Source organism: Micromonospora sp. WMMD1102, assembly GCF_029626265.1.
Classification (GTDB): Bacteria; Actinomycetota; Actinomycetes; order Mycobacteriales; family Micromonosporaceae; genus Plantactinospora.
The window spans coordinates 7340930-7353140 of record NZ_JARUBN010000001.1 but is presented as its reverse complement, the minus strand read 5'-3'; the positions used below and the strand labels follow the sequence as shown (position 1 = coordinate 7353140).

15 protein-coding genes and 1 pseudogene are annotated in these 12211 nt (G+C 69.2%); 10 read left to right on the top strand and 6 right to left on the bottom strand.

Translation table 11 applies throughout. The annotated features are described in order from the left end of the window. Positions 1-71: 71 nt before the first annotated feature. Positions 72-404 (bottom strand): hypothetical protein, encoded by a 333-nt coding sequence (locus tag O7626_RS33370; RefSeq protein ID WP_278064972.1) that lies wholly within the window; start codon positions 402-404, stop codon positions 72-74. Between the two features lie 285 nt (positions 405-689). On the opposite strand from O7626_RS33370, the gene O7626_RS33365 reads away from it, so the two are divergent. Further along, positions 690-1547, top strand: coding sequence for a helix-turn-helix transcriptional regulator (locus O7626_RS33365; RefSeq protein ID WP_278064971.1), 858 nt, complete (start codon positions 690-692; stop codon positions 1545-1547). Positions 1548-1562: 15 nt separating this feature from the next. Then, positions 1563-1766, top strand: a complete 204-nt coding sequence (locus O7626_RS33360) for a DUF397 domain-containing protein (protein WP_278064970.1) — start codon at positions 1563-1565, stop codon at positions 1764-1766. A 52-nt stretch (positions 1767-1818) separates the two neighbouring features. Here the strand turns inward: O7626_RS33360 and O7626_RS33355 are convergent, their stop codons facing one another. After that, the gene (locus O7626_RS33355) at positions 1819-2754 is read right to left on the bottom strand and encodes a hypothetical protein (RefSeq protein ID WP_278064969.1); all 936 of its coding nucleotides are present in this window, start codon (positions 2752-2754) and stop codon (positions 1819-1821) included. 529 nt (positions 2755-3283) lie between these two features. On the opposite strand from O7626_RS33355, the gene O7626_RS33350 reads away from it, so the two are divergent. Continuing rightward, positions 3284-3817, top strand: a complete 534-nt coding sequence (locus O7626_RS33350; RefSeq protein ID WP_278064968.1) for a UTRA domain-containing protein — start codon at positions 3284-3286, stop codon at positions 3815-3817. 14 nt (positions 3818-3831) lie between these two features. Beyond that, a pseudogene (locus O7626_RS33340) lies at positions 3832-4357 on the top strand (UTRA domain-containing protein). A 76-nt stretch (positions 4358-4433) separates the two neighbouring features. Here the strand turns inward: O7626_RS33340 and O7626_RS33335 are convergent. Together O7626_RS33335 and O7626_RS33330 are read right to left on the bottom strand one after the other, a co-directional pair. Next, complete coding sequence (locus O7626_RS33335; RefSeq protein ID WP_278064966.1) at positions 4434-4850, bottom strand: hypothetical protein; 417 nt, start codon at positions 4848-4850, stop codon at positions 4434-4436. Continuing rightward, positions 4847-5587 carry a DUF433 domain-containing protein gene (locus tag O7626_RS33330; RefSeq protein ID WP_278064965.1) on the bottom strand — a complete coding sequence of 247 codons (741 nt, stop codon included), beginning with the start codon at positions 5585-5587 and terminating at the stop codon, positions 4847-4849. The genes O7626_RS33335 and O7626_RS33330 overlap by 4 nt, the downstream gene beginning before the upstream one ends. Before the next feature lie 180 nt (positions 5588-5767). Between O7626_RS33330 and O7626_RS33325 the strand changes: the two genes are divergently transcribed. The 4 genes from O7626_RS33325 to O7626_RS33310 all read left to right on the top strand — a co-directional run bounded on the left by O7626_RS33325 (position 5768) and on the right by O7626_RS33310 (position 8797). Further along, positions 5768-6094: a hypothetical protein gene (locus tag O7626_RS33325; RefSeq protein ID WP_278064964.1), complete on the top strand. Its 327-nt coding sequence runs from the start codon at positions 5768-5770 to the stop codon at positions 6092-6094. 106 nt (positions 6095-6200) lie between these two features. Then, positions 6201-6812 (top strand): helix-turn-helix domain-containing protein, encoded by a 612-nt coding sequence (locus O7626_RS33320; RefSeq protein WP_278064963.1) that lies wholly within the window; start codon positions 6201-6203, stop codon positions 6810-6812. Positions 6813-6815: 3 nt separating this feature from the next. Further along, positions 6816-8234 (top strand): MFS transporter, encoded by a 1419-nt coding sequence (locus O7626_RS33315; RefSeq protein ID WP_278064962.1) that lies wholly within the window; start codon positions 6816-6818, stop codon positions 8232-8234. Positions 8235-8329: 95 nt separating this feature from the next. Beyond that, entirely contained in the window at positions 8330-8797 is a 468-nt protein-coding gene (locus O7626_RS33310) for a DUF488 domain-containing protein (protein ID WP_278064961.1), read from the top strand. Here O7626_RS33310 and O7626_RS33305 read toward each other — a convergent pair. Together O7626_RS33305 and O7626_RS33300 are read right to left on the bottom strand one after the other, a co-directional pair. Then, a complete protein-coding gene (locus tag O7626_RS33305) occupies positions 8760-9215 on the bottom strand; it encodes a hypothetical protein (protein WP_278064960.1) in 456 nt (151 codons plus the stop codon). The genes O7626_RS33310 and O7626_RS33305 overlap by 38 nt on opposite strands. 393 nt (positions 9216-9608) lie before the next feature. Beyond that, a complete protein-coding gene (locus O7626_RS33300) occupies positions 9609-10040 on the bottom strand; it encodes a 50S ribosomal protein L11 (protein WP_278064959.1) in 432 nt (143 codons plus the stop codon). A 156-nt stretch (positions 10041-10196) separates the two neighbouring features. Between O7626_RS33300 and purB the strand changes: the two genes are divergently transcribed. Together purB and O7626_RS33290 are read left to right on the top strand one after the other, a co-directional pair. Continuing rightward, the gene (gene purB / locus O7626_RS33295) at positions 10197-11621 is read left to right on the top strand and encodes an adenylosuccinate lyase (protein ID WP_278064958.1); all 1425 of its coding nucleotides are present in this window, start codon (positions 10197-10199) and stop codon (positions 11619-11621) included. Between the two features lie 52 nt (positions 11622-11673). After that, a complete protein-coding gene (locus O7626_RS33290) occupies positions 11674-12210 on the top strand; it encodes a hypothetical protein (protein WP_278064957.1) in 537 nt (178 codons plus the stop codon). Position 12211: the final 1 nt, after the last annotated feature.

The following is a 12211-nucleotide window of genomic DNA, read 5'->3' as shown; positions in this document are numbered from 1 at the left end:
GAGGCCGAAGCAGTAGTAGCCTTCGGCGACCTCCAGGATGTCGCCGATCCGGATCTCGGGCAGCCGGGCAGTCACGTCTTCGCGGCGGTGGCCGTCGTTCCGAGGCGACGCCGCCAGGCGGCGGTCAGCAGCGGCGCGGTACGCGGCAGGGATCGTCGGAGTGCGCCGAGCCAGTCGTGCCAGCCGCTTGACCGGCGCTTTCGGGCTTCGGGCGCCAGGACCTGTCGCCCCAACTCGACGAGGCGGTTCGCCGCAGCGTTGGCCGGTCGGCACGGACCGGGTGTCAGACAGACCAGGCAGAGCCCGGTCTCCCGGTCGAGTACGTGTGCGTCGAGCATGTCGTAGGCGGCCCGCGCATCGGCCGCGTCCCGCTCGGCAAGGCTGCTGGACAGGTAGATGGTCATCGGCCCGCCTCTCGTCGCCGGTCGGAGGCGGGCGTACGGCAGCGGACCAGGTGACGGTGCATGACCGTATTGCCGTACGGCCTGGCGTTGTCCCACGGTCCTGTGTCGAGGCTGCGTACGCCCGTCCCGACTGGACAGTGCCGCACTGTCGGGTCAGTGCGTCATCATCAATGTGCATCATGCACATCACTATCGACATGTAAGCATGGAATTCTCAGTGACACAACCCTTGCTGTAAGTGTTCGTGCTATTGATCTGAGCCTGCCCATACATGAAGCTGTGTGGATGCCAGAGAAGCGGGAACGGCGGACGCCGACGGTGCGGGGTCGGCAGCTTGGCATCGAGCTGAAGCGGCTGCGGCTGGCGGCGAAGCTCAGCGCCGACCAGGTGGGTGAGGCACTCGGCTGCTCGCAGGGCAAGATCTCCCGGATCGAGTTGGCGCAGACCGGCGTGAGCAAGGGTGACCTGTTCCTGATGCTCGACTGCTACGGCATCACCGAACTGGAGGTGAAGGAGCAGTACTGGCGGCTGGCCCGGGAGTCCCGCAAGCGCGGCTGGTGGGAGGACTACCGCGAGGTCATCGGCAGTTGGTTGAGTTCGTATATCGCCTTCGAGGCAGAGGCGTCCGAGCTGCGTGCCTGGTCCTGGGGCACCGTCAACGGGCTGTTGCAGACCGAGGAGTACGCGCGGGCGACCTTCCGGGGCGAGCCGGCCGGTCGCGGGCGGACGCCCGAGGAGGTCGAACGGCTGGTCGAGGCCCGACTCGCCCGGCAGCGTCGCCTCGCCGACGACTCACTGGCGCTCTGGGCGGTCCTGGACGAGTCGCTGCTGCACCGCCGGATCGGTGGACCCGACGTGCTCAAGGCGCAGCTCGACCACCTGCTCGCACCGCGCGGCAACGTCGCCATCCAGGTCTTGCGGCAGCAGGCGGTCTGGCACGCCGGGCTGAACGGTGCGTTCACGATCATGTCCTTCCCGCTGCACCCGCCGACCGCCTTCGTCGAGACGCCGGCCGGTGACGTCAACGTCGAGGGCGCCGAGGAGGTGAGGAGGTTTACCCTTGCCTTTGACTACCTGCGGGCGACGGCGGTAAGTGTCGAGGAGTCGCGGGAGTTGATCGTTAAGGCGAGGGACGCGCTCTGAGAAAGGCCGGCAACCATGGACGTACGGACTCTGACCTGGCGCAAGAGCAGCCGATCCAGCGGTGGTGGAAACAATGACTGCGTGGAGGTCGCGGCGGCCACCGGCCTGGTCGCGGTCCGTGACTCCAAGCGCCCCGAAGCAGCGGTCCTCTGCTTCTCGCCCGGCACTTGGCGGGCATTCGTCGCCGCCTCGAAATCCGGCACCTTTGACCGGCCCTGACGCCCCGACCACCTGTCTGTCGAGGTTGCGGTCGGGGCGTGGCAAGGGTTGGTCACAGCAGGCCGCGCTCGCGTAGCCGGGCGAGCCGGTCCGGCGGCAGGCAGTCGGCCAGGTTCCGCTCCAGGTCGACCAGCTCAAGGTCGACGGGGTACACCACGAAGTCGTCGGCGACTGGCAGCGTGTCCGACCAGTCGCGGAGGTTGAGTCGAGCCGCCACCGTGCACAACAGTCGCCGGCCCACCTCGGATCCGGCGGCGGCATCGAGGTTGTCGGCGTCGAGTAGGGCGAGTTCCTGTCGTACCAGCCGCACCGGTCCTGCGTCGTCGAGGTCGACGTCGGTACTGGCCTCGAAGTCGGCCGGCGACCATGCTGCCTGGGCGTCGATCGCCGCCAGGGCGGCGCGCTCGTCCTCAGTGGCTCCGTGGACCTCGAAGGACAGCGCGTCCGATCGGTAGTAGCTCAGCGCGACGCAGGCGGCGGGGCCGTCAACCGCCAGGCGTGCCACGGCGTCCGGGATCAGGGTGAGGAGTGCATCCTCGATGGTCCGGCACGCCGCTTCGAGGTCGAATCCGGCCGGCGGCCGCTCATAGCGCACCTCGGACCGACGGCTCATGACCTCGACGACGCGGACCAGGCCGCGGTCGTCGTGCTCTGCCGTCAGCACCGAAGGCGCCCGGCCGTCGTGCTCGATCTCGACGCGGCTGATCCGCCCATTGGTGTATGCGTACGACTCCCGCCCCGAGCCGCGCCGCGCGACCGTATCGGCCGAGCGCATCAACCCGTCCACGAAGCGGTACTCGTGCAGGTAGATGGGCCCGTCCGTATCGAAGCGCGCCGCCTCGACCACGTCGCCGTCATGGCGGACGAACGCCTCGTAGTACAGGCGGCCGTGAAGGAAGCCGCTGTACTCCTCGATCACCACCGCGCGGCCCTCGCCGTCGAACCCGATGCGCAAAACATCCCGATCCACCGGCGGTCGGGTGTCCAACCGGCGGCCAGCCTTGAGCAGGTCCCGTTCGAAGTGCAACGGACGAAGATCAAGGCCCGGCCAGGTGTACCAATCCCAGCGCACGACGAGCGCGGTCGCCGCTCTCTTTCGGAAGTCGTGCTCGGAAGCGAGCTGGGCGAACCGCGCTGCAAGATCGGACACGTCCGGAATCCTACGGGTCGCCCTACTCTACCGGACTGGGTCATCACCTCTTGTCGTCCTTGCCGACGTACCGGCCGGAAGGGCGAATCCCGAGGGCGGGTCAGGGACGAGCAACCCGCTTACCATCGACGAAATCGGAGGCCAACCCGGCCGTCGGGGTACATCGTCGGCTCGACCGGAAGGCTCAACGGTGTCAGCTTCATGCCCGCACTTTCCGTGGTCTCCGGTTCCGTGGTGTCCGGCGAGTCGCCCCACGAATAGTCGGTCCGGACCCCGCCTCAGCCTCGAGGAATGGGCCTAGTCTGAGGCGGGTGTCCGGCCCCGTTGTCGCCCGATCCACCAAGGAGTCGGTCATGGAAGGTTCGGAGTGGATCAGCATCTCGACCCCGTACCTGACGCCGCGGTCGAGCGAGGACTCGGACGCCTGGGCGCGGAGGCCGTGGCGAAAGGCGGGGTCGGCAGTCAGCGCCTACTGAACGTGGGTGAGATCGTCCCCGAGGCGGAGATAGCGGAAGCCCTGGAAATCGGCGTCGGATCTCACGCTGTCGTGCGTCGTCGGTTGATGTTGTTCGACGGGCGGCCGGTCGAACTGACCGACTCCTACTACCCGTTGCCGATCGCACAGGGAACCGCGCTTGCCGAACCTCGCAAGATCAAGGGCGGTGCGATCACCCTCCTCGGCGAGCTGGGTCACCTACCCGTCCAGGTGCGGGAGGACGTGTACGCCCGGCGGCCGAGCGAGACGGAACGGGAGACACTCGGCTTGAGTGATCATGAATGGGTACTGGGGCTGAGCCGGCTGTCGAAGACCGCCGACGGACGGCCGGTCGAGGTAAGCGTGATGACGATGGTTCCGTGGGGCCGCCGGCTACGTTATGAATTGTCGATCGACCGACGATGAAACGGAGGGCCGTCGTGGCCAGCGTGGGTGACGCACGGCCCCGTCACGAGCAGGTAGCAGCCGACATCCGTGCCCGGATCATGTCGGGCGAGTTCCCGCCCGGCACTCGGTTGCCGTCCATCCCGACCCTGGTCACGTCGTATCAGGCGGCAACCGCGACCATCCAGCGACCAACTGGCCGTCGTGCGACAACGGCTGTTGTTGCACGACAACGAGCCGGTCGAGGTCTCCTGGTCGTACTATCCGGCGGTGATTGCCAGGGGTACGGAGCTGGCCGGGCGCCGAAAGATCGTTGGTGGCGCCGCCCGGGTACTGGCGGACAACGGCTATCGGCCGCGGGATCTGCACGACCGGATTTCCGCGAGGATGCCCACCACCGAGGAGATCGAGGCACTGGCGCTGCCGCCGTACGTCCCGGTCATCCGTCAGTTCCGCGTCATCCGGGACGAGTCCGGCCGTCCGGTCGAGCTGTCGATCCTGATCAAGGGCAGCCACCTGCACGAACTCCAGTATCGACAGGACATCCCGGCAGAGGACTGAATGACTCCGGGGTCGGTGCCGCCCCGGACAGCAGAGGCGCTCCAGATGCGGCGGACGGAGTCGCAGTCGCGGCCATCTACGGCAGGCAGTCGGCGCAGTCGAGGCGCATGGCGACGACCGCTCCGGCGGTCAGGTGATAGACGAAGGGGCCTTCGGTCTCGGTACAGATGCGTTCGATCTCCGGTAGGTAGCGCGTGAGGCGGTCTATCATCTCGACGGCACTCAGGTCGCCACGCGGGAACGTGAAGCAGCGGGCTGAGGACAGGCAGATCGTCCGGCGTTCGAGGCGGTTGTACCTTATTCGTTGGTCTGCTCCTACTAGGATCCGGCCGTCGCGGCTGGCGTCGTGTATCCAGCGTTCGTCGGGCACCGTGCTCGCCGCCCTGCCATAGCGGTCCTGAATCGTCTCGACGTCGAGGCCCAGTTCGCGAAGGACCCTGGCGATCTTCTTGGTGCCGATACTGCGATCAAGGAAGAGGCGCAGTTCACTCATGCCGCTTGTAGGTTCGCTCGATCCGCTACTTCGGCAACCTGGTCGGCGGGAAGGTCGAAGTCGTCTGCCACCTCGGCCAGTGGCTCGCCCGCACGGATCCGCGCCAGCACCGCCTGGATAGGTGCGCCCGTGGCGACGAAGAACGGATGGCCAAAGTTGATCTCCGGGTCGGCGACGACCCGCGCCACCTCGTAGGCGGGCAGCCTGACCCGGTGCGCGTATCCGTCATTGGCGTACTCGATGCGCTTGAGGTACCGCTCGATGACCTCTCGGAAGACGTATTGGCCGTCACGCAGGACGATCAGGGCGCGGCGTGCGCCCGAGTCGAGTTCTCCCTCCTCGGACACCTCCCACAGCAGTTGTGCACCGGCGGCGTAGAGGCGTCGTGAGGCCAGGGCGTGCGCGACTCCGAGCCGCTCCTGCACGAGGGTCAGCGCAGGTCTGATCTGTTGCAGTGGCACCCCCGCCTTGCGGAGCGCGGAGAGGAACATCGCCTCGGCGAGACCGATGAAGGGGACGGACGGATCCGACGGATGGGGAGGCGAGAGGTAGGTGACAACGGGGCGGGCTCTGATGATCACTTCGGCCTCGGAGTGAGCGCCGGTGACGGCACGCTGCTGACCCGTTCGGCGCGGATAACCCTGAGTCCACGTCCGCAGCGTGGAGGCGGGCATGTCGACGTAACGCGCGGCCTCGGCCTGTGTGTAGAGCGGCACGTCAAAGCGGACATCGTCCATGGTCGCAGCACATCCTCCGGTGACTCGGCAAGAATCATCCTCCCACCGGTAACCGGTCGGCCGCTTCCCTGCGCGGGCAGGTGTCGTGCGTAGCAGGGCGGTGTCCAGATCGCCGGTTACACCCGACCCGTCACGCGCGCCGCCGGCGCGACTACCTCGCGTACCTTCGGAGAAGTGAGCATGCCAGCAGACGAAACGTCATTCACGGAGCTGATCCAGCAACCCACCAGAGCAACTGACCGGCTCGTCGGCGAACGGGCGCTGCGGCACTCGGTGCTTCCCTGGATTCGGATCCTCCCGGCCGACGCGGTCGACGAACTGGTCGCCGAGTTCGTCGAGACCGTCCGAGCCGCTGCCGCCGTCAACAACATGACCCCGGTCGCGCAGATGCTCGTCGAATGGCAGCACACCGCCGAGGCGTACGCCGATCCGGAGTTGTCCGCAGCGCTCACCCAGGCTCACCAGGGAGGACCATGGCGAGGTGCGGGCGCCCGACCGCTGACATGATCCCGAAGTGGGGGATCGGGCGTGCCAAGCCAGGGTGACTGGCGCGGCTCGATGACCGCCAAACAAATGTTTGATAGTTGGGGAGTCGTCGCCTAAACTCCCCAACATGTCTTTGGGAGTTGATGGCCCGGACGGACCTCAGGGCGACGCCACAACCACCGCCGACGGTGCGCCGGACCCGACCGCCCGACTGCGGGCGCTGGCCCACCCGGTCCGGCTGCGGATCCTGTCCCTGCTCACCGCGTCGGCGTTCACCGCCGCCGAGATCGCCCGCGAGCTGGACCTGACGCACGCCAACGCCAGCTACCACCTCCGGCACCTGCTCGCCGCCGAGGTGATCGAGGTGGCCGGCGAGGAACGGATCCGGGGCGGCGTCGCCAAGCGCTACCGCTACGACGCGTCCCGCGACTTCGACTGGAAGCAGCGCCGGGATGCGGAGACGGCGCCGGGAGCGGCCGACGGCGAGACCACCCCGGACCACCGGCTGGTCTACGCCGCGCTCGCCACCGAGCTGCGCCGCCGGGCCGAGCGGGTCCGGCGCGGCCCGGGGAACTTCCTCACCGACGCCGAGTTCTGGGTCGACGACGACACCTGGGACGAGGTCCGGAACACCATCGCCGAGGCGTCGGCCCGGCTGCACGCCGCCGCCAAAGCACCGCGCACACCCGGCACCTCCCGGGTCAGCGCCACCGTCGCGCTCTTCCGGATGGAGGACTGAGCCATGCCCATCCGCGACTCGGTGCGTACCCGCGATTCGGCGCTGGCGCCGCTGCGGCACCGGCCCTTCCGCTTCCTGGCGATCGGGCGGGCCGCCACCATGCTCGGCAACGCGGTCGCACCGATCGCGCTGGCGTTCGCCGTACTCGATCTCACCGGCAGCGTCCGCGACCTCGGCCTGGTGGTCGGCGCGCGGTCGCTTACCCACGTGCTCTTCCTGCTCTTCGGCGGGGTGCTGGCCGACCGGCTGCCCCGGCAGGCGGTGATGGTGGTCTCCTGCACGCTCGCCGCCGCCACCCAGGCGGCGGTCGCGGCGTTGGTGCTGACCGGCACCGCGACCATCCCGGCGCTGATCGCGCTCAGCGCCCTCAACGGCGTACTGGCCGCCTTCGCCTGGCCAGCCGCTGCCGCGCTGGTTCCGCAGACCGTGCCGGCCGAGCTGCTCCAGTCGGCCAACGCGCTCAACCGGCTCGGCGCCAACGCGGCGATGATCGGCGGCGCGTCGCTCGGCGGCGTGCTGGTCGCCGGCGTCGGACCGGGCTGGGGCCTGGCGGTGGACGCCGCCACCTTCGCGCTGGCCGGGCTCGCCTTCGCCGGAGTACGGGTGGCGCCGGTCGCCCGCCGTGTCGCTGCCGAACGCGGCAACCCGCTGCGGGACCTGCGGGAGGGTTGGACCGAGTTCGTCGCCCGCTCCTGGGTCTGGGTGGTGGTACTCGGCTTCCTCCTGATCAACTTTGCCTACGTCAGCTCGGTGAACGTGCTCGGCCCGGTGGTGGCGGACGAGACGATCGGCCGGACCGCCTGGGGGCTGGTGCTCGCCGCCCAGACCGCCGGGATGGTGCTCGGGGCGCTTGTCGCCCTCCGGATCCGGGTACGCCGGCTGCTCCTGCTCGGCGTGCTCTGCATGTTCGCCGACGTGTTACTGCTGCTCGGGCTGGCCTGGGTGCCGTCGGTCGCCGTGCTCCTGGTTGCCGCCGTGGTCGCCGGGTTGGCCGTCGAGCAGTTCTCGGTCGCCTGGGAGACCTCGATGCAGCAGAACATCCCCGCCGACCGGCTCGCCCGGGTCTACTCCTACGACGCGCTCGGCTCGTTCCTGGCGATCCCGCTCGGCCAGATCGCGAGCGGTCCACTGGCCGAGCAGATCGGCGAAACGTCGACACTGCTCGTCGCCGCCGGGATCGTCTTCGTCGCGGTGCTCGGCATGCTGGCCGATCCCGGCGTACGCCGGCTCTCGGTCCGACTCCCCGACCACACCGGGCCCGCAGATCCCGCAGAATCCGCCGGGCCGACAGACTTCGCCGGGGCGCCCGGTCCGACCGGGGCTCCCGGTTCCGGCGAGCCACCGGTGCCGGTCGGCAGCCCGGTGCCGGGGGCTGTGCCGGTGCCACCGTCCGGCCGGGCGTCGGCCGGCAGGCGTGACTAGTTAGCTCGTCTGCCCGTCGGGCGGTACGCGTCGATCCATGGGTGGTGATGCCAAGATCCGCTGAGGAGATGTGCAAGGCTAGCCGCATGGTAGCCGTGACGACCGTCGAGCCAGGCCTGATCGGTGTGGGCTATGAGGGCCAGACCATCGACCGGTTCGTCGCCCACATGCTCGCGATGGGTGTCGCCCGGCTGGTCGACGTGCGCCTGACCCCGATCTCCCGAAAGCCGGGGTTCAGCAAGTCGGCCCTGTCCCGGGCAATCGGCGACGTCGGTATCAGCTACGAGCATCGGCGTGAACTGGGAAACCCGAAGACCAACCGGTCGGGGTTTGCTGGAGCCCCTGAGGAGTTGGCGGCGGCCCGCGCATTTTTTGCGGAACAGCTCCGGGAGCCGGCCGCGGTTGACGCCTTGGACGCCGTCGCCGAGGCGGGCCTGCGTGAACTGGTGGCCGTACTGTGCTTCGAGGCGGACCAGCGGCACTGCCACCGAGATGTGGTGCTCCAGGCGGCTCAGGATCGGCTGGTCAGGACTTCGGGGGCCAGTAGACGCCGAGGATGCTGAAGGCGGTGACCCGCTTGGCCTGGTTGCCGACGTAGAACGCAGTGTCCCGGGTCGGCGCACACAGCTCGTGCAGGAATTTGTCGATGATGGCCCGCCGCAGATCGTTGTCGGTGTGGTGGCGTAGACGGCGTTGGAAGGTGACGAGTTCCCAGTCGAGAACGCCTTGCTGGTGACCTCTGCAGCGTGAGTCGTGGCAGCGATAGCGGTAGGTAGCTTTGAACCGGGGGGCCTCCAACGGGGTGCGCTTTCTGTCGTTGAGCAGGTCGAACTGGTTTACGTAGGCGTCGATCTTCTGCTGGTCGCTGCTTGACCAACCGGGGTGTGGGACAACTTCGAGGTCTTCCAGCCGTGCCGGTTTGATGAGCGCCAGGGACGGGGCGTCGGGTTGTTCTCGTACCTGCTGGTTGAGCTGGCACATGGAGCTTTGGATGTGCGGGTCGAGAAGGCGGCGGCGCTTCTGCCAGGGATGAGGAGCCTGAGTCGAACGGGCTGGTCACTGCCTGGTTTCGGTTCGGGACCGTCGGGGTTCGGTCCGAACAGGTCGAGCTGCGTCAACACGCACCCCCGCCAGTGAGACTTTCGGTAGCTCTACGATTACCCAGAGGTAGATAAGGTTCTCACGGTTGCAGATGCGTGACTAGACCCGAGGGCTTCAGACCTTGCCGTCGATCACACGCCCACAGGCTGGGAGATACATCCCCGGCGTATTGCGTCCGGGCAGCAGCCGATCGGTGGACGCGGAATGCGAGTGCTCCACCCTCTTGCCAGTGCGGTCGTGACCCGTGCCGGTGTCCGCCCCGGTGGGTGCTGTTCACTCCTCCGCGACCAGCACCCCCATCGAGCGGGCGGTACCGGCGACCTGCCGCATCGCCGCCGCCGCGTCGTCGGTGTTCAGATCCGGCAACTTCCGTTCGGCGACCTCCCGCAGTTGCTGGCGGGAGATCCTGGCCACCACCTGCCCGCCGGGCCGGGCCGAACCGCCGGCCATCCCGAGCGCCTTCCGGATCAGGTACGCCGTCGGCGGCGTCTTGAACCGCAGCGCGTACGACCGGTCGTCGAAGACGGTGACGACCACCGGGACGAGCTCTCCGCGCTGGTTCACGGTGCCGGCGTCGTAGTCGAGCTTCAACTGCCGGGTGTTGACGCAGGTCGGCCCGAGCATCTTGCCGATGTCGACAATTGCCGCGTTGCCGGCGTCGAGTTCCAGGGTGAGCTGACGGCTGATCTTCCGCTGTGCTGCCATGCGGGCGAAGCTAGGGATTCCAGCGACTGGAAGGTCAACGCCGTTTCCGGCGTTGTCGCCGGGCCGGCGACCGGCCGACCTGAGGACCGCCGCCCCGACACCCCCACCGGACCGCCCGCCGGACCGGGCTCGACCGGGATGTCAGACAATGGCGGGGTGACCGCCATTCCCAACGTCCTGGCCAACCGCTACGCCTCGGCCGAGCTGGCCGCCCTCTGGTCTCCGGAGGAGAAGATCCGGATGGAACGGCGGCTCTGGCTGGCCGTACTCCGGGCGCAGCGCGATCTCGGCGTGCCGGTGCCGGACGGGGTGGTCGAGGCGTACGAGCAGGTGCTGGACCAGGTCGACCTGGCCTCGATCGCGGCCCGGGAGCGGGTCACCCGGCACGACGTGAAGGCGCGGATCGAGGAGTTCAGCGCGCTGGCCGGGCACGAGCAGGTGCACAAGGGGATGACCTCACGCGACCTGACCGAGAACGTCGAGCAGCTCCAGGTCCGGGCCTCGCTGGAACTGATCCGGGACCGGGTGGTCGCCGCCCTGGCCCGGCTGGCCCGGCTCGCCGTCGAGCACACCGACCTGGTGCTCACCGGACGCTCGCACAACGTCGCCGCGCAGGCCACCACGCTGGGCAAGCGGTTCGCCAGCGCCGCCGAGGAGCTGCTGATCGGGTACGAGCGACTGACCGACCTGATCGAGCGCTACCCGCTGCGCGGCGTCAAGGGGCCGGTCGGCACCGCCGCCGACCAGCTCGACCTCTTCGACGGGGACGCGGCGAAGGTGGCCGAGCTGGAGCGCCGGGTCGCCGGGCACCTGGGCTTCCGCCGGGTACTCGACAGCGTCGGCCAGGTCTATCCGCGCTCCCTCGACCTCGACGTGATCTCCGCGCTGGCCCAGACCGCCGCCGCGCCGAGCAGCCTGGCCACCACGATCCGGCTGATGGTCGGGCAGGAACTGGCCACCGAGGGTTTCCGCCCCGGCCAGGTCGGGTCCAGCGCGATGCCGCACAAGATGAACACCCGGTCCAGCGAGCGGGTGAACGGCTTCGCGGTGATCATCCGGGGTTACCTGTCGATGGTCGGCGAGCTGGCCGGCGACCAGTGGAACGAGGGCGACGTCTCCTGCTCGGTAGTCCGCCGGGTCGCCCTGCCGGACGCGTTCTTCGCCGCCGACGGGCTGTTCCAGACCTTCCTGACGGTGCTTGACGAGTTCGGCGCGTACCCGGCGGTGATCGCCCGGGAGCTGGACCGCTACCTGCCCTTCCTGGCCACCACCAGGATCCTGGTGGCGGCGGTCCGCCGCGGGGTCGGCCGGGAGACGGCGCACGAGGTGATCAAGGAGCACGCGGTCGCGGTGGCGCTGGCGATGCGCGAGAAGGGCGCCGCCGAGAACGACCTCTTCGACCGGCTCGCCGCCGACGGCCGGCTCGGCCTGACCAGGGCCGAGATCGACGAGCTGGTCGCGGACCGGGCGGGCTTCACCGGGGCGGCGTCCGCGCAGGTCCGGGCCGTGGCCGACCGGATCGCCACGGTGCTGGCGGCGCACCCCGAAGCCGCCGCGTACGACCCGGCGCCAATCCTCTGACCCGGCGAGCCGCCGGATCGGGACACTGGTGTCGGGGCGGCACACTGTGGCCATGCCCGACGACCTGCTCGACGACCTGGCTGCCCGGGTGGCCCGCCTGGACCGGGCGATCGCGCCGATCGCCAACCGACCCGTCGACCTGGCCGACCCGGACTGGGCGGACCGGCTGCGGGCGGCGCCGCCCGCCGTCGAGCAGGCCGGTGTCGCCGGCGAGGCGGCGGTCGTACTGGCCGCGCTGCTGCACCGCTACGCCGACGGGGACGAGGCGACGCGTACGGCGATCCGCGAGCTGTTCCGGGACCACCGGTCCTTCCAGTGGGCGGTCGGGCTGTCGTTCCCGGCCGACACGGTGGAGCGGTTCCGGCGCCAACTGCTGCTGCTCTCCGCCCGCGACCAGGGGCTCGACACCCGGGACGAACTGTTGACCCTCGCCGACCTGGGTCGGGTGGCGAGGGCGGCCGGGGTGCGGATCGGTCCGGTACTGCGCGAGGTCGCGGAACTCTCCAGCGATGTCGACCGGTACGGCATGGGTTCGATGCGGCAGATCCTGCTCCGCTGCGTACCCGTGGAGCAGCCCGACCGCCGGTGAG